At 72.1% G+C, this 21,095-nt stretch carries 14 protein-coding genes; 8 read left to right on the top strand and 6 right to left on the bottom strand.

Annotation, left to right across the window (positions count from 1 at the left end; translation table 11 throughout):
• Nucleotides 1-2: 2 nt before the first annotated feature.
• Genes ACFUN8_RS18465 through ACFUN8_RS18455 form a run of 3 tightly spaced genes read right to left on the bottom strand, consistent with a single transcriptional unit; the run spans nt 3 to nt 12,018 of the window.
• Nucleotides 3-314, bottom strand: coding sequence for an acyl carrier protein (locus tag ACFUN8_RS18465; RefSeq protein WP_383638245.1), 312 nt, complete (start codon nt 312-314; stop codon nt 3-5).
• Nucleotides 311-4,972, bottom strand: a complete 4,662-nt coding sequence (locus ACFUN8_RS18460; protein WP_383638242.1) for a beta-ketoacyl synthase N-terminal-like domain-containing protein — start codon at nt 4,970-4,972, stop codon at nt 311-313. Before ACFUN8_RS18460 ends, ACFUN8_RS18465 begins: the two co-directional genes overlap by 4 nt.
• Nucleotides 4,969-12,018 (bottom strand): SDR family NAD(P)-dependent oxidoreductase, encoded by a 7,050-nt coding sequence (locus ACFUN8_RS18455; protein WP_383638239.1) that lies wholly within the window; start codon nt 12,016-12,018, stop codon nt 4,969-4,971. The genes ACFUN8_RS18460 and ACFUN8_RS18455 overlap by 4 nt, the downstream gene beginning before the upstream one ends.
• Nucleotides 12,019-12,591: 573 nt before the next feature.
• Here ACFUN8_RS18455 and ACFUN8_RS18450 point away from each other — a divergent pair.
• From ACFUN8_RS18450 to ACFUN8_RS18430, 5 genes are all read left to right on the top strand, one after another.
• Entirely contained in the window at nt 12,592-13,191 is a 600-nt protein-coding gene (locus tag ACFUN8_RS18450) for a methylated-DNA--[protein]-cysteine S-methyltransferase (RefSeq protein WP_383638236.1), read from the top strand.
• 35 nt (nt 13,192-13,226) lie between these two features.
• On the top strand, nt 13,227-13,700 hold the full coding sequence (locus tag ACFUN8_RS18445; RefSeq protein ID WP_383638234.1) for an RNA polymerase sigma factor: 474 nt from the start codon (nt 13,227-13,229) through the stop codon (nt 13,698-13,700).
• A gap of 13 nt (nt 13,701-13,713) precedes the next feature.
• Entirely contained in the window at nt 13,714-14,352 is a 639-nt protein-coding gene (locus ACFUN8_RS18440; RefSeq protein ID WP_383638231.1) for a methylated-DNA--[protein]-cysteine S-methyltransferase, read from the top strand.
• Nucleotides 14,353-14,484: 132 nt separating this feature from the next.
• Nucleotides 14,485-15,294 carry a S1 family peptidase gene (locus ACFUN8_RS18435; protein WP_383638229.1) on the top strand — a complete coding sequence of 270 codons (810 nt, stop codon included), beginning with the start codon at nt 14,485-14,487 and terminating at the stop codon, nt 15,292-15,294.
• A gap of 177 nt (nt 15,295-15,471) precedes the next feature.
• Nucleotides 15,472-15,930, top strand: a complete 459-nt coding sequence (locus tag ACFUN8_RS18430) for a nuclear transport factor 2 family protein (RefSeq protein WP_383638226.1) — start codon at nt 15,472-15,474, stop codon at nt 15,928-15,930.
• Between the two features lie 36 nt (nt 15,931-15,966).
• Here ACFUN8_RS18430 and ACFUN8_RS18425 read toward each other — a convergent pair whose 3' ends face one another.
• Entirely contained in the window at nt 15,967-16,551 is a 585-nt protein-coding gene (locus ACFUN8_RS18425) for a putative glycolipid-binding domain-containing protein (RefSeq protein ID WP_383638223.1), read from the bottom strand.
• 90 nt (nt 16,552-16,641) lie between these two features.
• On the opposite strand from ACFUN8_RS18425, the gene ACFUN8_RS18420 reads away from it, so the two are divergent.
• Nucleotides 16,642-17,538 carry a hypothetical protein gene (locus tag ACFUN8_RS18420; RefSeq protein WP_383638220.1) on the top strand — a complete coding sequence of 299 codons (897 nt, stop codon included), beginning with the start codon at nt 16,642-16,644 and terminating at the stop codon, nt 17,536-17,538.
• Here ACFUN8_RS18420 and ACFUN8_RS18415 read toward each other — a convergent pair.
• Nucleotides 17,518-18,270, bottom strand: coding sequence for a TetR/AcrR family transcriptional regulator (locus ACFUN8_RS18415; RefSeq protein WP_383638217.1), 753 nt, complete (start codon nt 18,268-18,270; stop codon nt 17,518-17,520). The two genes, ACFUN8_RS18420 and ACFUN8_RS18415, sit on opposite strands and share 21 nt — an antisense overlap.
• 84 nt (nt 18,271-18,354) lie before the next feature.
• On the opposite strand from ACFUN8_RS18415, the gene ACFUN8_RS18410 reads away from it, so the two are divergent.
• Nucleotides 18,355-18,852, top strand: a complete 498-nt coding sequence (locus ACFUN8_RS18410) for a GNAT family N-acetyltransferase (RefSeq protein ID WP_383638215.1) — start codon at nt 18,355-18,357, stop codon at nt 18,850-18,852.
• A 171-nt stretch (nt 18,853-19,023) separates the two neighbouring features.
• Entirely contained in the window at nt 19,024-19,821 is a 798-nt protein-coding gene (locus ACFUN8_RS18405) for an SAM-dependent methyltransferase (RefSeq protein ID WP_383638212.1), read from the top strand.
• 42 nt (nt 19,822-19,863) lie between these two features.
• Here ACFUN8_RS18405 and ACFUN8_RS18400 read toward each other — a convergent pair whose 3' ends face one another.
• On the bottom strand, nt 19,864-21,072 hold the full coding sequence (locus ACFUN8_RS18400) for an MFS transporter (RefSeq protein ID WP_383638209.1): 1,209 nt from the start codon (nt 21,070-21,072) through the stop codon (nt 19,864-19,866).
• Nucleotides 21,073-21,095: the final 23 nt, after the last annotated feature.

Here is a 21,095-nt window from a genome sequence, read left to right as displayed (position 1 = left end):
GATCAGACCTGCCCGGCGGTGCGCAGGGAAGCGGCGACATAGTCGACCAGCTCGCCGACCGTGAGCGCGATGATCTCGTGCAGTTCGAGATCCGCGATGAACAGGGCCAGATTGACCTGGTCGCCGTAGTGCTCGCGCAGCGAACCGGCCAGGGTCACCAGGTCGATGCTCTCCAGTTCGAGATCGTCGTGGAAGGTGGTCTCCCGCGTGATCTCGGCGTCGTCCAGACCGTCTTCCTCCAGCATGGTCCGCAGCATCGCGGTGATGTCGCTCTCCACGGCCGCCGCCACGGTTGCCTCGATTTCGGTGGTCATGCCGAATCTCCTGTCAGGTGCATCTGGTCTGTGCGGTCTGTCTGGTCTGTGCGATCCGTGCGGTCCGCGCGGTCCGGCCGGGTGTCGTTCTCGGTCGTCGTCCAGGCGACGACGTACTGCCGCTCCGGCAGCCCCGGCGGATTGCCTGTCTCTGCCAGGCGCACCTCGTAGAGCCGTCCCCCGGCCACCACGCGTGCGCGCCTCTCGTCGGCGGCCACCACGCGGTACTCCGCGGGGCGGCCACGCAGACCGGTGCCGCGCGCCTTCGCGACGGCTTCCTTGGCGGTCCAGAAGCGGGTGAACCACAGGGCGCCACTGCCCGGAGACCGCGCCACCAGGGCGTCGAGCAGGGTGAGTTCGGAGGTGTCGCACGAGGTCTCGACCGTGGCGCGCGGCCGTTCGGCGATCTCCTCGATGTCGATGCCGCAGGTCCCGCGCGCGGCGATGGCCACCCCCGTCTCGCGGCGGTGCGCGATCGAGACGGTCAGCTCGCCGACCGCTCGCCCGTGCACGCCCTCGACCAGCGGGCGCCCCGACGTGTCGTTGCGTACGGAGATCTCGGCCGGATAGATCTCGCCCGCGCCCTCCCGCCACAGCAGCCGGCGCACCGCGTCCTTGGCCGAGATCCGGCCCAGGAGCCACTGACGCCTGCGCACCGGCGGCAGCCCGTCGTAACGGGCCCGCTCCGCGCTGCCCAGCATGTTGCGCATGATCAGCTCGCGCGTCGCCAGGTCCGGCCAGCGCTCGTGGACGATCGCCCAGCCGCCCGGCCGTTCCGTGGACAGGGTGTTCTCGCCCGGGAAGCGGTCCACCGCGCGGATGTTGGCGTCGGTGTCGAATCGCCGGTCCTGCCAGCCGGTGAACTCCGCCCAGACCAGGCCGTCTTCACCGATCAGCTGCATGTCGGCCGTGAGCGTGAGGTCGGTGACCTCGGTGATCCGGATCAGACAGGTCAGCCGCTCGCCCGGCCGCGGATGCGGCCCGTGGAAGCGGATGCGCTCCATACGGACCGGGAACACGGTGGTGCGCTCGGTGAGCGTCGCCATGATCCAGTAGCCGAGCAGCTGACCGACGTTGTCGAGCAGGGCGCCGGGCGCCTCGGGGGTGGTCAGCACCCCGCGTACCCACCGGTCGCCGATGGCCGTCAGCTCGCTGACGCCCTGGAAGCGCGGCCCGTGGAACATCCACCGCTCGTCGTAGAGCTGCTCGGCCGTCAGGCCGGGCACCCGTTCGGCGGTGGTGTCCACCGGCCAGGCCGGGGGCGGCGCGGGATGGGCGGCGGCGAGTTCGACCACGGCACGTGAGTAGCCGGTGAGGCTCACCTCGACCCGGTCGGCCGCCAACTGCCGTACCTCCAGCGGCACATCGACGGCAGGCATCGCCTCGATCCACTTCAGCAGGCGCACGTCGTGGACCGCGATCGCCCGGGTGCCGGGGACGACACGTTCCGCGATCTCCATGAGATGGCCGATGACCGTGGTGGCGGGGACGATCGGCCAGCGGTCGCCCTCGTCGGGCCAGCCCGGACGCTGCCGGAAGAAGCAGTGGTCGAGGAGGTACGGCATCTCGGCGACGTCCACGCGCAGCGCGGCGGGGGGCCCCGGGACCGGCGGGGGCGTCGCCGTCGGAACGGTTCCCCGCCGTAGGACGCGTGCCGCGATCAGCTCGTCCGCGACGGCCGCCGTGTCGTTGATCAGCGCCGACAGTTCGGCGGCGATCGGGAACCGGGCACCGTCCCGGCCGAGCGCCTCCAGCCGTGCGAGCGCGCCACCGTCACCGGCGCCGCCGCCAAGTGAGCGGGGGGCCGGGGGATGGCCGATGCTGTCGGCGAGGAGCTTGCGGGCCTGCTCGGGCAGGGACACCAGCGCCCCGCCGAGATCGAGCCGTACGCCGGGCCGGGCGGCGCGACCCGCGCTCGCTCGCGTCCCCGTGACGGCGGCCGTGCCGCGCGCCGATCCCAGCAGCGGACCGACGTCCGGGGCCGCGCCCTCCACCCACAGCGCGGTGACGACCCGGCGCAGCTGCGCCAGACTGTCGCGCGCCGAGGAGTGCGCGGAGACGACCAGCCGGTCCTTGCCGGCCAGGGTGTCGTCGATCAGCGAGCCGAGCTGACCGGCACCCAGCTGGATGAACGCGCGGTGCCCCGCCTCGTGCATCGTCGTGATCAACTGCCGGAAGCGCACCGGTTCGAGCAGATGCCGGACGAACAACTCCCGTACGGCAGCCGGGTCCTGGGGATAGCGCGCGGCGGTCGTCGCCGACCAGACCGGCGTGGACTGCACGTGCAGTGTGTACGTCTCGGCGGCCCGCCTGATCGGATCGAGATACGGGGCGAGCATCGGGGTGTGGAAGCCGGAGCGGAACGGCAGCACCTGCCCGATCACACCCTCGGTCCGGAACCGGTGGACCAGTTCGCCGACCGCCTCCTCCGGACCGCAGATCATCGACTGGTTCGGCGCGTTGTCGTGCGACAGCACGACGTCGCTCCGGCCCGCCAGTTCGGCGAGCACCCGGTCGGCGGGCATCCCGAGCACGGCGAAGGCCGCACCCGGTACGCGCAGCGCGTCCGGGTCGAAGCCGGCGAGGAAGGTGTCGACCTCGTCGGCCGCGTGAATCCCGCCGCAGGCCATGGCCGTCCACTCGCCGACACTGTGTCCCGCGACCGCGTCCGGCACCACGGACAGCCTGCGCAGCGCCGTGTCGAGGAGCCTGCCGAGCTGGAAGACCGCCGCGCCGTGCCGCCCCACGTCACCGACCTCGGCGTCGTGCCGCGGCGCCCAGGTCAGTCCGAACCGCTCGGCCAGCGAGTCCACTTGGGCCTCGAACTCGGCTTCGAGTCCGGGGAACACGAACGCGGTCGTGCCGCCGCCCGGACCGAGCAGCGGGCGCGGGCTGAACCACACGTCGCTGCGTCCGCGCCAGGCCGCGCCCTTCGTGACCGCCTTCCTGGCCAGCTTCAGCCTGCGGGCCGTCGGGTCCACGATGCCGAGCCGGACGGGACGACCGGCGGCGGCCGCGTGCTCCTGCTCGTCGAGACCGGCCGCCAGGACCGTCGAGTCGTCGGCGTCCAGCAGCGCGGCGAGTGTCGCCTGATCGGGGGCCGCGAGCCGCAGCACCCGCTCCGGTTCGATGACGGTCGCGGTCGCGGTCGCCCGCGCCGTACGCCTGTCGACAGTCACGCTCCCACCGACCGATGAAGACGCGACCGATGCCGACCCGGCCGGTGCCGACGAGGAGGCCGGTCCCGACGCCGCCTGTTCCAGCACGACATGGGCGTTGATGCCGCCGAAACCGAACGCGTTGACGCCCGCCCGCCTCGGCGCCCCGGTGACGGGGGTCTCCCAGGGTGCCGACTTCGACAACGGCGTGAACCTGGTCGCCTCCAGTGCCGGATGCGGGTCCTCGCAGTGCAGTGTCGGCGGCAGCACCCCGTGATGGAGTGCGAGCGCCGCCTTGATCAGCCCCGCGATACCGGCCGCCGGCATCGTGTGACCGATCATCGACTTCACCGACCCGATCGCGGCACGCGCACCCGCCGCCGGGCCGAACACCTCGGCGAGCGTGGTCAGTTCGGCACGGTCACCGGCCGGGGTGGCCGTACCGTGCGCCTCCAGCAGACCGATGGCGTCGGCCGCGCGCGGGTCGAGCCCCGCCGCGTCCCACGCCTGCCGTACGGCGCGGACCTGCCCGCCGGGGTCGGGGTTGAACAGACTGGCCGAACGGCCGTCGCTCGCCACCCCGGTGCCGGAGACCACCGCGTACACCCGGTCGCCGTCGCGCTCCGCGTCCGCGAGCCGCTTCAGCACCACGATGCCGGTGCCCTCACCGATCAGCACACCGTCCGCGCCCTGGTGCAGCGGGCGGATCCGTTCGCTCGGCGACAGCGCGCCGAGCTGGCTGAAGACACTCCACAGCGTGATGTCGTGGCAGTGGTGCACCCCGCCCGCGAGCATCACGTCGCAGCGGCCGCTGTCCAGTTCACGTACGGCGTGGTCGACCGCCACCAGCGACGAGGCGCAGGCGGCGTCGACGGTGTACGCCGGTCCGCGCAGATCGAGCCGGTTGGCGACCCGGGAGGCGGCCAGGTTCGGCACCAGCCCGATCGCCGACTCCGGCTGTTCCGGGCCGAGTTGACCGGCGAACGCCGACCGTACTTCCTCCAGCCGGTCGTCACCCAGCTCGGGCGCCAGCTCACGCAGGGTGCGCACCAACTGGTTCGCCGTACGCACCCGTTGGTCCAGCCTGACCAGACCCGGCGTCAGATAACCGCCCCGGCCCAGCACGATCCCCGCCCGCTGCCGGTCCGCCGGCAGCACCGGCTCACCACCGGCGTCGGCGATCGACTGATGGGCCACGTCGAGCGCGATCAGCTGGTCCGGCTCCGTACCCGCGACGGAGGTCGGCATGATGCCGAACCGCGTCACGTCGAACTCGGCGCTCTCGTCGACGAATCCGCCCCGCCGGCAGTACACCCGGTCGCTGCGCGGGGGACCGCCGGGCGCGTAGAACTCCTCGTCCCAGCGGCCCGCCGGAACCTCGGTGATCGAGTCGACGCCGTTGACGATGTTGTGCCAGTAGCTCTCCAGGTCGTTGGCGCCCGGGAAGTACACGGCCATGCCGACGACGGCGACCGGGGTGCGGGAGTCCACCGAGGTCACCAGCCCGACGCGGTGTAGACGGTCGCGTGCACCTCGGGCGCGCCCCAGGCGAGTTCACGCAGCAGGCTCAGCGGTCCTTCTTCGGGGTCGATGAGCTTGATGCCCCGTGCGGCGTAGGAGCGCATCAGCGCGGGGGTGACCATCCCGCCGTTGGTCTCGGCGGCTGCCCACGGGCCCCAGTGCACGGTCAGTCCGCGCCGGTCGTCCGTGGACCAGCGGCGGCCCAGCTCCTCCAGCGCGTCGTTGGCCGCGGCGTAGTCGGACTGGCCGCGGTTGCCGAGCGCGGCGGCGATACTGCCGAACAGCACCGCGAACCGCGGGCCGCGCGGCAGCACGTCCACCGCGTCGAGCACGGCGCGCGCACCGTCGACCTTGGTGGAGAAGACCCGGCCGAAGGACTCCGTGGACTTCTCGGCCAGCAGCTTGTCCTCGATGACCCCGGCGGCGTAGACGACTCCGTCGAGCCTGCCGTGCTCGGCGTAGATGTCCTTCACCGTGGCCCGTACGACCTCCGTGTCGAGCACGTCCACGCAGTGGTAGCGGACTTCGCTCCCGAGCGCTCGCAGCGTGTCGACGGTGGCCCGTACCTCGCGCTCGGCGAGTACCGCCCCGACCAGGCGCTCCACCTCGCCGGGTGAGGTCAGGCCGGTGGCCAGGAAGGCGGCCCGCAGTCCGTCGCGGTCGGCGGCGCCGGCCGTGGCCGGGTCCTCCGACGCGGCGGGCACAGGGGTCCTGCCCATGAGTTCGATACGGCACCGGCTCGCCGAGGCGATCGTGCGGGCGAAGCGCGCGGTGATGCCGCGGGCGCCGCCGACCAGCAGGACGACCGACTCCCGGTCGAGCCCCGCCGCCTCGGCCTCCGCCTGGCCCTCGCCGGCGGGGCCGGCTCCGGTGGCGGCGAGCGCGCCGAGATCGGTCGGGGTCAGCCGCAGCGCGCGCCGCTTCCCGCCGTCGGTGAGGACGACCGGTTCCCGTTCGGTGGCGGCGAGTTCGGTGACGAGGGCGTCCGACACCGCGTCGGCGGTCGCGTCGGCCGCCACCTCGACGAGGGTCGCCTTCGTGTCGGGGTACTCACGGGCGACACTGCGGAAGAAGCCGCGCAGCCCGCTGGCCGCGCCCCCGGTCCTGCGCTCGACGGCGATGACGGTGCCGGGTGCGCCCGCGAGCGCCGCCTGGAACAGGGGGAGGGCTGCGGGGAGCGGCGGTTCCGCCGCGTCGAGCGTGTCGAGGAGGACCACGGCGTCGGCGGTGGCCGTCGGCAGCTCACCGGCCGGTACGAGCATGGGCGAGGCACCGGCCGCGCGCAGCCGCTCGGCCAGCACGGGGGCCAACTCGCCGCCGCCGAGCAGCAGTACGGCGGCTCCGGCGGTGATCGTGCCGGTCACCTCGGCCAGCGGCGCCTCGGTGAACTCCAGGCGCTGCGGGGCGAGGACCTCCGCCTCGGCGGGTGAGCTTTCGACCGCTTCCGTGGCCGGCTCCGCGTTTGTCTGCGTCTCGGCCTCAGGAGCGTCGCCGGTGCCGGTGAGCCGTTCGACGAGCAGGCCGGTGATACCCGCCGCGGTGCGCGCCGTGCTGAGACCGTCCAGCTCGCCGCTCGCGTCGAGGGGGAGGCCGAGGCGTACGGCGAGTTCGCCGGCTATCTCGGCGCGCTTGATGGAGTCGACGCTCAGGTCGGCCTCCAGATCCAGCTCCGGCTCGATCATCTCGACCGGGTAGCCGGTGCGGTCCGCCACCACGGTCAGTACGGCGGCGAGCACCGACTCCGGGTCGGTCGCCGACGCGGTGGCCTCGGCCTCCGCGACGGGCGTGGTGGTGGGGCCCGCCGCCGCGGTGGGGGACGCGGCGGCGGGCAGTGCGAGGACCGCCGGTGCGGTCGGTGCGGTGACGGCGGGTACAGCCACCGCAGGCCATTCGACCGCAGACCGAGCCAGCACGGCGGCCACCGCTCCCGGTCCGCCGAGGTAGGTCATCAGGACGTCGCGCTGGGCGGCGACCAGGTCGCGGCTGGTGCGCAGGAATTCGGCGACGAGCGCGTCCGGTGCGCTGTGGGGGGACTGGTTCTCCGGCACGATCAGCTCCGTAACGGGTCGGGCGGGGTGCAGGGCGGTGGGGGGAATGGTGCCGTCGGCGAGCCGGACGAGCTGGCCGTCCACGGTCCAGCCGGGGCTGCGCTCGGCGACCGTCGTCTCCGGGTCGACTGCGTCCCGGCCCTGGAAGAGGCGGCCGGTGCGGACGTCGGCCCCGTTGACGGCGAGTTGAGCCAGGGCGGTGAGGAAACCGCTCAGGCCGCCCGGCCGTCCGCCGTCCAGCGGAATCGTCCGGTGGGGGCGGTCCCCGAGGACGGCCGAGACCAGCCGGCTGAGCACCCGGCCCGGCCCGACCTCGGCGAAGACGCGGGCACCGGCGGCGTACATGGACTCGATCTGCTCGGCGAACCTGACCGGCGAACCGATCTGGGCGGCGAGCCCCGCCCGTACCTCTGCGGGATCCTTCGGATAGGGCTCCGCCGTGCGGTTGGCCCACACGTCGAACGCCGGTGGATACACGGTCAGTCGGTCGAGCCGTTCGGCGAACGCGTCACCCGCGCCGGCCAGCAGCGGACTGTGGAAGGCGCAGGCCACCTGGAGCGGTTTGACGGAGTGGCCGGCGTCCCGCAGCCGCGCGACCGCCGCGGCCACCTGCTCGGTGGGACCTGAGATGACCGTCTGGGTGGGCGAGTTACGGTTCGCGGCCACGACCTCCCCGTCGAGGCCGGCCAGCCGCAGCACCTCGTCCACCTGCTCGGGCGACGCCGTGACGGCGGCCATCGTGCCGGCGTCACCGCCCGCGGTACGGGACAGGATCGCCTCGGCGCGCGCGGCGCTCGCGGTGATGACGTCCCCGGGGGAGAGCGCCCCGGCCACGCCGAGCGCGACCAGTTCGCCGTAGCTGTGCCCCGCCGCCATGTCCGGGCGTACGCCGACGGAGGCGAGCAGCTCGGCGGCGGCGAGTTCGACCACGCCGAGCGCGGGCTGGGCGACGGCCGTGTCGGTGATGCGGGCCAGCTGTCCGGCCTTGCCCTGCTCGCCGAACGCGGCCGGTGGGTGGAGGACGTCGGCCCAGCGCGCGCCGAGCTGGAGGTAGCGCTGCAACTCGGGGAAGGCGACGAAGAGTTCGGCGAGCATGCCCGGACGCTGGCTGCCCTGCCCGGGGAACAGGAACGCCAGTTTCCCCTCGGCGTCACCGGCGCTCCCGTCACCGGCGCTCCCGTCACCGGCACTCCCGTCACGGGCACTCCCGTCGGCGGCCCGGATGTCGGCCTCCGCCGCCCGGACGCCGGCCTCGGTGGTGTGGATCCCGGCCCCCGCCGCCCGGACGCCGGCCTCGGCGATGTGGATCCCGGCCTCGGGCGCGTGCTCGCCCTCCGCCGCGCGGCGCAGCGACTCGGGGAGTTCGGCGAGGCTGTTCGCCACCACGGCGATCCACACCCGCTCGCCACGTACCGCCGACCGGTCGCTCCGCCGTGCCGCGCTACGCGCGTAGTCGCGCAGCTTCCACCTGCCTCCCATGGCCAAGAGGTCCTGGAGCGCCCGGACCGCCCGTCGGGCCGCCTCGGCGTCCTGCCCCCGGAACGTGAAGAGTTCGGCCGGCCACGCGTCCAGGGAATGCGCAGGTGGCGCCTGGGTGTACGCGCGTAGAACAACGTGGAAGTTGGTGCCGCCGAATCCGAAGGCGCTCACTCCCGCGACACGTTCCGCCGGCTCCACCGCCCACGGCGTCGCCGTCGTGTGGAAGACGAACGGGCTGCTCGCCTCCTTCCAGGCGGCGTTGGGCTCCTTCAGGTGCAGGGTCGGCGGCTTCACCCCGTGGTACAGGGCGAGGGTGACCTTGATGAGCCCGGCCAGTCCGGCCGCGCACTTGGTGTGCCCGATCTGGGACTTGACGGAGCCGACCGCGCAACTGGCCACCTCGGCACCGGCGTCGGTGAACACCTCGGTGAGCGTGCCGAGTTCGGTACGGTCCCCGACCACGGTCCCGGTGCCGTGCGCCTCGACCAGTCCGACATCGGCAGGCGAGACACCGGCGTTGCGGTAGGCACGGGTGAGGGCGGCGTGCTGTCCCTCCGGTCGGGGCGCGGTCAGACCGAGCGCGCGTCCGTCACTGGCGCTGCCCACCCCGTCGATCACGGCGTACACGCGGTCGCCGTCGCGCTCCGCGTCCGCGAGGCGCTTGAGGACCACGCAGGCCACGCCCTCGCCGAGGGCGATGCCGTCGGCGGCGGCGTCGAAGGTGGCCGAGCGGCCCGTGGGGGAGAGCGCGTGCACGGACGAGAACAGCAGATAGTCGTTGATGCCGTTGTGCAGGTCGGCGCCGCCGCACAGCACCATGTCGCTGGTGCCGGAGACGAGTTCCTTGCAGGCGACGTCCACGGCGGTGAGCGATGAGGCGCACGCCGCGTCGACGGTGTAGTTGGCGCCGCCGAGGTCGAGCCGGTTGGCGACCCGTCCCGCGATGACGTTGGCGAGCATCCCCGGGAAGGAGTCCTCGGTGAGTTTGGGCAGTTGCTCGTCGAGCGCGGGCGGGATCGTGCCGATGTAGCCGGGCAGCACCGTACGCAGCGTCGTCGCGTTCGACAGGTCGCTGCCCGCCTCGGCGCCGAACACCACGGACGTACGGGCGTGGTCGGTGCCCTTCGCGTCGTACCCCGCGTCGGCGAGCGCGCGCCGCGCGGCCTCCAGCGCGAGGAGCTGCACCGGTTCGACGGCGGCGAGCGAGGCCGGCGGGATGCCGTAGCGCAGCGGGTCGAAGGGGATCTCGGGCAGGAAGCCGCCCCAGCGGGACGGGGTGCGTTCGCCGTCGCCGTCCGGCGCGTAGTAGCGCTCCTGGTCCCAGCGCTGGGCGGGGACCTCGGTGACACAGTCCTTGCCCGCGAGGATGTTGGCCCAGAAGTCCGCCAGGTCGGGGGCGCCGGGGAACATGCCGGCCATGCCGACCACGGCGACCCGCAGCGGCTCGGGAGCCGGCCGCTCGTCGGCCGCGCCGATGCCGAGCGGGCCGCGCAGTTCGGTGGCCCTGGCGCGCAGCCAGCCGGCCGCGCCCTCGCTCACGGCGTCGTGCAGCGTGGCGACGGTGGTCACGGCCTCTCGGAGCACCACGACCTCACCGGCCATGAACATGCCCTCGTCGGCCTGCCGGGTCTCGTCCACGGCGAGCAGGTCGTCGCCGACCCGCTCGATGCCCTTGCTGGCGAGGCGCAGCCGGCCGACGTTGAACCGCTCCAGACGTTCCCAGATCTCCCGGTCGGGCACGCCTTGTTCGCGCAGTTCGTCCTTGAGGGCGGCGAAGTCCTCGCTGATGGCGCTGCGCGCGCACCGGGTGGCGTGGCCGGGCGCCGTCTCCAGCAGATCGGTCCGCTCCGCGTCGAGGATCCGGCGCTGGAAGAGCGGCTGGATGGCGCCGCCGTGTACCGCCTCCTCGGTGAACAGGTAGGCGGTGCCCATCAGTACGCCGAACGCGACACCGGCGCGGGTCAGCGGGGCGGCCAGCGCGGCGGCCATCGCGGCCGAGCGCTCGTCGTGGATGCCGCCGGCGAAGAGCACGGTCAGCCCGGCGGCCCCGTCGTCGGCCGCGTCGTCGGACGTGGCTCCGGACTTTGCTCGGGCCTCGGCGAGGAATTCGAGCAGGACCTCGGTCTGTGCCTCCCACAGGGGGAAGCTGTTGCGCGGTCCGACGTGGCCGCCGCACTCGGCGCCCTCGAAGATGAACCGGCGCGCGCCCGCCGCGAGGAACTGGCGCAGCAGTCCGGGCGACGGCACGTGCAGGAAGGTGGTGATGCCCTCCGCCTCCAACGCGGCCGCCTGGGCCGGCCTGCCGCCCGCGATGATCGCGTGCGTGGGCCGCAACTCGCGTACGACGTCGAGCTGCGCGGTCTTGATGTCCTCGTCGGCGAAACCGAGTACGCCCACACCCCACTTCGCGTCGCCGAGTGCGTCGCGGGTGCGTTCCAGCATCGAACGGGTCCGGTCGGCGTTCGCCAGCGCGAGTGCGAGGAACGGCAGTCCGCCCTCGGCCGCGACCGACGCGGCGAACGCGGGCTCGTCGCTGACGCGCGTCATCGGCCCCTGGGCGATGGGCAGCCGGGTACCGAGTGCGCGCGCGCCGGCCGACCCGGCGGCCAGCGCGGCGGCGGGGGCGTCGTCGGCGAACGCGTCGGCCATGGCGGCCGTGATGCCGCGTACGGCCTCGGCCACCGTGGTCCAGCGCTCGGCGAAGGAGGCGGCGAGGAAGGCGTCCTGACCGAGGGGGACGAACTGGGTACGGAGATCGTCCGTACCGATCCTGGCCGTGAACTCGGCCTTGTCCAGCGGGAGTTCGGGGGCGCCGGGACCACGGCGGCGCAGCACGCGCACCCCGTGGTGCAGCACGGTCTCCGAGCCGTCGAGTCCGGCGAGCACACCGGTCAGCTCGGTCGGCAGTCCCGCCTCGTCGAACAGCGCGAGCTGGGTGTCGAGTACGACTCCGGCCGCGCCTCCGGCGACGGTGGCGGCGGCGGTGTGCGGTCCGATGCCGCCGCAGGCCCAGGTGGGGAGGTCCAGGGCGGGTTCGGCGAGCACCTGCTGGAGGAGGACGAAGGTACTCAGCTCACCCGCGCGTCCGCCGCTCTCCGAGCCGCGCACGATCAGTCCGGCGGCACCGGCCTCGGTGGCGCTCAACGCCTCGGCCAGGCTGGTGACTTCGACCAGGACGCGGCGGCCGGTGAACTCGGCGGGCGACCGGGCGGGATCGGCGAGCAGCACTGTGTCCACGAGTTCGGGCAGCTCGTCGGCGGTCGCCGAACAGCCTTCACGTATCCGGACGCCGAACGGAACGGACGACCAGCGGCAGGTGCGGTCGAGGAGGTCGGCCACCTCCCGGGGGTCTCCGGTGGGCAGTTCGAGCACACCGACCGCGCCGGTGGCGGCGGCCGTGGTGGTCAGGCGTGGGGACGGCCGTTGCAGAGGGTTGATCACGATGACCGAATGCGGCAGGGAAAAGTCGTTGGACCAAGAAGGTCCCGGAGTCCGCATGAACTCTCCAGATACGTGGGGCAGTTGTGGGGATTGGCAGTTAAGTGGCCGCGCTTCCCCAGAGTCAACCGATCACAGAGAGTCGCCATCGCGATTCATCGAACATCTGTGCGTCTTTGGTGCGGGGTGGATTCAGGCAGACGGGAGGTTAGGGGACGTTTTTCATGTGCGTCATCCGTGGATCATGTCGTTGATATCGACATGACATGCGCGTGGAACGTTCGGTGCCCACGGGTGCCTGAAGCTGTGCTTCAGATCACAATAACTTTCTCGATGGGTGTCCGGTTCCGGCCTTATGGCTACACAGAGTGAGACGGCTCCGATGAGCGGGCCTGTTGACCTTCAAGGGTGAGTTTCGGCAGCTCAGCGGCTTGAAACGGCCGCCTCCCGCGCTTCCGGAAGCCATCTTTCGCAGCGTTTCAACACTCAATGTCCACGGAGAGACGAAAGATTGGCGACGGAGCGCAGCCGAGAGCCACGCGCCGAACCGCCGCGATATACGACCTCACATTCTCCCGCTCCCGCGCGTCTACCTACTGAACAGGGACGTCGTACGAGAAGGAGGCCGGGATCATGACCGACATCGGACAGCCCGCGGGCACGAATACGGACACGGCTACGGGCGCGAGGACGGACGCGGGGACGGCTAAGGCCACGGGCACGGACACCCGCCACGCGATCGTCGAGACCTCGCTCGGCGGCCTCACCGTCGTCGCGTCGGGCGACGCGATCACCGGCCTGTACTTCCCGCACCACTGGTACATGCCGTCCGACGCAAGCCTGGGCCGACGCGTCGACGTCCAGGACGACGCCCTGCTGACCCTGGCCGCGACACAGCTCGCCGAGTACCTCGACGGCGACCGGACCACGTTCGACCTGCCGACGCGGACGAACGGGGACGCCTTCCAGGAACGGGTCTGGGCGATGCTCCGGGAGATCCCGTTCGGCGAGACCACCACGTACGGCGAACTGGCCGAACGCCTGGGGAACAAGTCACTCGCGCAGTCCGTCGGCCAGGCGGTCGGCCACAACCCGCTCTCCATCATCGTGGCCTGCCACCGGGTGGTCGGCAGCAACGGGAAGCTCACCGGCTTCGCGGGCGGCCTCAAGCGCAAGCAGCGACTCCTGGAGATCGAGGAGCCCACGACCGTGAAGGAGGCCAGGCTCTTCTGAACAGGGCACCCACTCACCGGCGGAGAATGATCGTCATGAAGAAGCCTTTCGAGCGGGTGGTCGAGGAACACGCCGACACCGTGCTCCGCGTGTGCCGGGCGGTCGTCGGCGTCCACGACGCCGACGACGCCTGGTCGGAGACGTTCCTCGCCGCGATGCGCGCCTACCCGGACCTGCCGGACGACGCCAACGTGGAGGCGTGGCTGGTGACCATCGCCCACCGCAAGGCCATCGACATCACCCGCGCGGGCCGGCGGCACGCCGTCCCCGTCGCGGAGTTGCCCGAGCGGCCGTCGGCCGTCGGACTGCCGGGCGAGACCGACCACGACCTCTGGCGGGCCGTCAAGGCGCTCCCCGAGAAACAGCGGCAGGCGGTGGCGTACCACCACTTCGCCGGACTGCCCTACCGGGACGTCGCGGAGATCGTCGGAGGCACCCCGGAAGCGGCGCGCCGCGCCGCGTCGGACGGCATCAAAGCACTCAGAACCACCCTCTCCGACCGAAGCTGAAAGGAGCGACACCATGAGCGACGCAATGAAGGACGACGACGCCACCAATGACCCGGACGTCTCCCCCCTCCTCGACCGCGCCACGGCCGCCCCCGAGACTCTCGCCCGCCTGCACGCCAGGCTGGAGGACGCGGCGACCCGCGACGGCCTGCTGGACGTCGCGTACACCGTTGTCGACAGTCCCGTCGGCCGGCTCCTGCTCGCCGCCACCGAGAAGGGCCTCGTCCGCGTGGCGTTCCACAACCAGGACCACGACAAGGTCCTCGACGACCTGGCCGGCGCGCTCAGCCCCCGGGTGCTGCGCGCGCCGAAGCGCCTGGACGACGTGGCCCGCGAACTCGACCAGTACTTCAACGGCGAGCGCAGGACGTTCGACCTGCCGCTCGACCTGTCGCTGTCGCACGGCTTCCGGCAACTGGTGCAGCGTCACCTCCCGGAGATCTCCTACGGACGGACGCTGAGCTACGGCGAGGTCGCGCGGCTCGTCGGCAACCCGAAGGCGGTCCGCGCCGTCGGCACGGCCTGCGCGACCAACCCGCTTCCCGTCGTCGTCCCCTGCCACCGCGTGCTGCGCGCCGACGGAACGCTGGGCGGTTACGCGGGTGGTGCCGCCGCCAAGTCCGTCCTCCTGGATCTGGAGGCCGCGGCCTGACGCATCGTCAGAAGAGGGCAGCCGCACGGCCGATCCCGGCCGAATGGCGCCTTTCCCACTGACGTATCCCTCCCCGCAACCCCACAATGGCAGGCCCATGACATGTCATGACCGGGAAAACGGGGAGGGAACATGAGTCCGCACCTGAATTCGTCCCGCACCAAGAGACCGTTCCGCAGAGAGTCCCACGGAGGGCTCGGCAGAGCGCTCCGCACGGCCGCGTCGGCCGTCGCCGCACTGGCCCTGCTGCTCGGCTGGTTCACCGCCACCGGATCAGCGGCGTACGCGCAGGAGTCCGGCACGCCGACCCCCACTGCCTCGACGACCCCCACCGCCTCGACGGCACCGGCCGGCAAGGCGGTCGCGGTGCGCGGCGGCAACGTCATCTACAGCAGCGTCGGCACCCGCTGCACCGTCGGCTTCAATGCCCGTAGCGGCAGCACCTACTACGGCCTGGTGTCGGGCCGCTGCGCACAGGGCGCCACCAACTGGTACGCGGACGCGGCCCTGACCGTGTTCGTCGGCACCACCGCCGGATCGAGCTTCCCGGGCAACGACTACGCGCTCATCCGCTACACCACCAGCACGGCGGTGACCTTCCCCGGCGAGGTCACACTCGGCGCCGGCGGGGCGCAGGACATCACCGGCGCCGCGAACCCGACGGTCGGCCGGTCCCTGTGCCATGTCAGCCAGGTGGCCGGAGTCCGCTGCGGCACCATCACGGCCGTGAACGTCACGATCAACTATCCCGAAGGCGTGGTGAGCGGGCTGTTCAGTTCCAACATCTGCTCCGAGCCCGGCGATGTCGGCGGCCCCGCGTTCTCCGGAACGACCGCGCTGGGCATCATCGTCGCCGGCAGCGGAAGCTGCTCGTCGGGCGGCACCACCTTCTACCAGCCGGTCGTGGAGTGGCTGTCGGTCTACGGCCTCTCCCTCTACTGACGGCCCCCTCCACCGGAGGAGGCCGCGACATCACGGGTGCCGGACGGGCGCGGTCGCGCCGCCCCGTCCGGCGGCGGAATTCGGCCATGGTCTCCCGTGGCGCCGGAGGCCGTACGGAGAACGATCGTTTTCTAGACTGGCGGCCAGTCGAGAATGACCGTTCTCAGGAGATGTCCCATGACCGTCCGCCCGCCCGTACCGCCCTTCGACCGCACCGCCGCCCTGGCGAAGGTGCAGGCCGCCGAGGACGCCTGGAACACCCGCGACCCGGAGCGCGTCGCCGGCGCGTACACGGTCGATTCCGTCTGGCGCAACCGCGACACCTTCGTCACCGGGCGCCCGGCGATCGTCGAGTTCCTGAGCGACAAGTGGTCGCGCGAACTCGACTACGCGCTCCGGAAGAACCTCTGGACGTTCGACGGTGACCGGATCGCGGTGCGGTTCCAGTACGAGTGCCGCGACAGCGGCGGCCAGTGGTGGCGCAGCTACGGGAACGAGCTGTGGGAGTTCGACGAGAACGGACTGATGCGGCGCCGTGAGGCCAGCATCAACGACCTGCGGATCGAGGAGTCCGAGCGGCGGATCTTCGGCCCGCGTCCGGAGAGCGAGCGCGGGGTCGAGTTCCCGATCCGTTGACGCGCGAGGACGTGCGGGGGACGTGCGGACCGGCCCTCAAGCCGCGCGGGTCGCGATCCCGGGGTACGAGAGCACCAGACCCGCCTCGTCGTAGACCAGCCGGCAGCGGAAGCCGAAGACCTCGGCCGCGTACTCGTACGTCTGCCGCGACCCATCGTCGGCGACGCGCCGGTACTCCTGCTCCAGCCGCTCGACGGAGAGGTCGAGCGCGCGCACGTACGCGGCCGGCGCCGCCGACGAGGCCCCGACGGCCAGTTGGAAACGGTGCACGGGAAGGGTGTTGGTCATCGCCGACGACTCCAGGTCGACGTCGAGAACCCCGTCGAGATGCGGCGCCGGCGCCCCGTCCACCCGCCAGCGGCCCGCGCCGTCCGCCTGGAGCACGGTCGAGCGCGTCCCGGCCTCCGACCGGCCGGTGACGACGGCCCGGCGCGTCAGCCAGTCGGTGTCCAGGGTGATGTCGTAGTCGACGGTCCAGGTCCGACCGTCCTCGACGGCCGTCGTACACCCGACGATGTGCCGCTGGTCGCCCGAGTGCCGGAAGTACACGACCTCGAACCCTTGCCGTGCCTGCTCGTGCGACCAGGCGGCGGACGCCGGAAGCGGTACGAAGGTGGTCATGCCGTTACGGTTTCATGCCCCGCCCGCGCGCGGGACGCGGACGCGCTCACCCGGACCGGGCCGCCGCGACAGGACTCCCAGGAGTGTCAATTGACGAACGGTCTCGAAAACGTGCTGTGGCTCGGCGGCCCACCGGGAGCGGGCAAGAGCACAGTTGCCCGACTGCTCGCCCGACGTCATGGCCTGCGCTGGTACAACTCCGACGCCCACACCTGGGAGCACCGCGACCGGGCGGTCGCCGCAGGACACTCGGCGGCGATCCGGTTCGAGGAGATGACGATCCCGGACCGGCGGTCCGCCTCCCTTGAGGACAGGCTCGCCATGTCCCTGCACCGTGTGCGCGGCCCCATGATCCACGACGACCTTCGCGCTTTGCCGACCGCGCCGCTGACGATCACCGAAGGGACACCGATCACCCCGGAGGCGGTCGGCGACGGATCGGCCCTGTGGCTCATCCCGACACCGGGGCTGCGGCGGAAGCGGCTGAATGAACGCAACCTGCCTTCCGGGACAAGGGAGTTGTACGAGCACCTGAGCGATGTGATCGCCGAGGAGGTCGAGCAGCTCAGGGACCGGATCGTGGTGATCGACGAGTCATGGTCCCTGGAACAAGTCGCCGCGGAAGTCGAAAGACGCTTCGGCGCGATGCTCGCCCGGGGACCGAGCGCGAAAGACCCGGCCGAACGACGCCAACTGATCCGCTACGCCAACCGTGCTTCCGTCGATCAGTACCGCGGCTATTTCGCCCGGCCGTGGGCGCGGGCGCTGGGGGACATCTCGGAGGTCGTGCTGCCCTTCTTCTGTGAGTGCGCGCACGACACGTGCGACGAGCAGGTGAGCCTCGCCGTGTCCGATTTCCCCGCGCCCCCCGACGACACGTCCCCGCCACTTCTCGCCGAAGGCCACGACCCCGTCGAAGAGCGGCGGCCCGGTCACGCGTCGTCGGGCCGACCGGTGCGAGGCGGGCTACGCCGACAGGCCCAGTGACCGGACGAGGTCCAGCATCTCGGCGCGGTAGATCTTCTCGGGCGCGCCGGTCTGCCCGCCCAGATGGCCGTAGATCTCCAGCGACACCAGCCCGTGCATTCGCCCCCACACCCGCAGCGCGAGAGCCACGGCGACGGGCGGCAGATCCGGGAAGTCCTCGCGGACCGCCGCGGCCAGCGACGGGGCGAAGTCGGACCACTCGTAACTCTCGTCGGACTGCCGGGTCACCGCCCGCGGCCACGCGGTGGCGACGAGTCCGGTGAGCCCCGCGCAGGCCCGGCGCGCGGCCTCGGCGGCCGGACCGCCTTCCGGGGGGCGGTAGTTGGGCACCGGGTCCCCGTACACCAGCCGGAACCCCTCGGGGTTGTCGAGCGCCCACCGCCGGAACGCGGTGGCCCACGCCAGGATCCGACCGGCGGCGTCGTCGGCCGGCAGCGCGTCGCGCGCGGCCTCCGCCACGTCGACGAGCGAGGTGTACACCTCGGCGATCAGGGTGGTGACGAGGTCGTCGCGGGTCGCGTAGTAGCCGTAGATCGCGTTCGCGGTCATCCCCATCTCACGGGCGATGGCGCGCAGCGTGATCGCGTCCGGCCCGCCCGAGGACATCAGGGCGAGCGCGACCGACTTGATCTCCTGAGTGGTCTCCGCCCGCAGCCGGGCCCGTCTGTTCTGCGGCCGCGGCGGACTCGGTGGCTGGGGCGGCGGGACCGACGAGGGCGTATGAGCTTCCATGGCCGGACTGTACAGCGTCGCTCATCTGATCACCGTGCCGAAACCGCACGCCGTGCGGTCCCGGACGATGCCAGAATGCTTCCCATGATCGTAAGACTCGCGCGAGAGCAGGATCTGTCCGGCTTCCTCGGCCTGGCGGCCCAGGTCGAGCACTGGTTCGGGCCGATGGTGGACGACCCCGGCTTCAGTGACGCCGTGGTCGAGCACACGCGCGGAGGGAGGGCGCTCGCCGCGGTCGACCGGCCGGAGCCGGTGGCGGCGCGGCCGGACGGCGCTCGACCGCCCCTGCTCGGCGGCCTGTTGTTCGGGTCCGACGCCCCGACGTTCCATGTGCACTGGCTCGTCGTCTCGGAGCAGGCGCGCGGCCGGGGCGTCGGCGCCGCGCTCATGGCCGAGGTGATGAAGAGGTTCGTCACGGGCCCCGGCACCGTCGAGGTGGTGACCTTCGGCGCCGACCACCCCGGAGCCGTCACCAGCGGCGCCCGCGCCTTCTACGAACGGCTGGGCTTCATCCCCGCCGAGGCGACCGCCCCCGGCCCGGAGGGCGGCTCACGCCAGGTCTACCGACTGACCGTCGGCTAGCGCCCGAGGCCCCGTGGCCGGCCGCCCGGACCCGTCATCGACCGACCGGTTCCACGGGCGCGTGCCCCAACCCCGGTTGGCGTGAACAGGCCCCTGCGGCAAGGTAGTTGATGCCCCTTAAGCCGGGGGAAGGGTCATCGGCCAGGTGCTCGCGGTGACATAATCCGGCGCATGACGTCAGGCACCCCCAAACCCCAGATCGACACCAGCAAGCCCCACCCCGCCCGGTTGTACGACTACTACCTCGGCGGCAAGGACAACTACCCGGTCGACCGGGAGCTGGCGGAGAAGCTGGCCAAGGGGGCGCAGCGCGGGGCGCAGATCAACCGTGAGTTCATGCACCGGGCCGTGGCCTGGGCGGCCAGGAGCGGTATCGACCAGTTCCTCGACATCGGCACCGGCATACCCACCGAGCCCAATCTGCACCAGATCGTGCAGAGGATCGTTCCGGCCGCGCGGATCGTGTACGCGGACAACGACCCGATCGTCCTGCGGCACGCCGAGGCGCTGCTGGTGAGCACGCCCGAAGGGGCCACCGAGTACGTCGAGACCGACGTGCGCCAACCGCGGGGCGTCCTCGAACACGCCCGCCGGTTCCTGGACTTCGACCGGCCCGTCGCGCTGTCCCTCGTCGCGGTGCTGCACTTCCTCGGGGACGACGACGATCCGTACGGCGTCACCCGGACCCTGGTCGACTCCCTGCCGTCCGGCAGCCTTCTGATCATCTCGCACGGCACCGCGGACTTCCTGGACCCCGAACAGGCGAAGAAGATCACCGGCACCTACCGGTCGGGCGGTATCAATCTCCGGCCCCGCAGCAGGGACGAGGTCGAGCGGTTCTTCGACGGGCTCGAACTGGTGGAGCCCGGTCTCGTCCGGGCCCCCGACTGGTACAAGGACACGCCCGCCCCGGCGGCCGAGGAGAGCGGCTTCTACGTCGGAGCCGCCCGCGTCCGCCGAGCGCCCTGACCTGAACCGACCCCGACCCCGACCCTGGGTCGCTCCGTCGGTTCAGGCCGCGTCCGCGTTCCGCCGTACCCGCAACTCGCGTAGCTCGTACAGCCCGACACACGCCGCCAGCACCGCCACGCACCCGGTGAAGATCAGGCCCACGGTCCGCAGTTCCAGCAGCAGTGTCAGCGCGCCGATCCCGATCACCGGTAGTGAGATACCGATGTACGCGACGACGAAGAACGTGGAGATCGTGCCGCCGCGCGCCGTCGGCGGCGCCGCCGCGCCGATGGCGGTGATCGCCGCGCGGAACGCCAGCCCCTGGCCCAGTCCGCCGCAGACCACGCCGACCACCAGCAGTGGCAGCGACTCGACGAACAAGGAAGCTCCCACCAGTACGAGCCCCGCCACCAGCACCAGGCTGCCGCCCGGCAGCGCTCTCGCCGCTCCCACCCGGCCCATCAGGGACTGCCCGACGGTGGAGGCCAGGAAGACCGAGAAGACGACGGCGCCCGACACCGCCAGATTGCTCTCGTGCAACGTCGTCGCGATGAACGTCGGCGTCACCGCCGTACAGAGTCCCAGCAGCGCGAAGCCGGAGAACGCGGCCAGCGCCGCCGGCGCGAAGATCCCCCGCACCTCGGGCGGCACCTTCAGCCCCTGCGGCCGCAGCCTCGGACGCCGGGTCCGGTGCTCGACCGGCTCCGGCAGGAACCACGTCACGACGGCGCCCACGGCCACGAGCGCCAGTGCCGCGATGAACGGCAGCTTCAGCGGGGACGGCGCGTACTGCGCGAGCAGCCCCGCGAGCAGCGGGCCACAGCCGAGTCCGCCCATGTTCGCCGCCGTGGCGGCCAGTCCCGCGCGCGCCTCACGGCCCGGCGGCGCCAGCTCCATCACGGTGGCGGTGGCGGCGCCGCTGAACAGCCCCGCGGCGAAACCCGACAGGAGGCGTCCCGCGAACAGCAGCGGCAGTCCGCCCTCGGTGAGGAAGCAGACCGCGCTGGCGGCCGAGAGCCCGAGCGCGAAGAACAGGACCGGCCGGCGGCCCGCCTGGTCGGAGAAGTTGCCCGCCAGCAGCAGCACGGCGATGACCCCGAAGGCGTAGACGGCGAAGACGACCGTCACCATGAACTCGGAGAAGCCGAGCTTCTCGCGGTAGAGCCCGTACAGCGGCGTGGGCAGCGTCGTACCCAGCATGCCGATCGCGAAGACGACCGCGGCGCCGAGATATCCGGCCGACAACCGTCGTGTGGTGCGCTGCGGCATGGGCACTGTGTCCTCACCATGTA

The organism is Streptomyces sp. NPDC057307 (assembly GCF_042667665.1).
Classification (GTDB): Bacteria; Actinomycetota; Actinomycetes; order Streptomycetales; family Streptomycetaceae; genus Streptomyces.
Note: the sequence above shows the minus strand (reverse complement) of the source record. Positions and strands in the feature narration are given on the sequence as shown.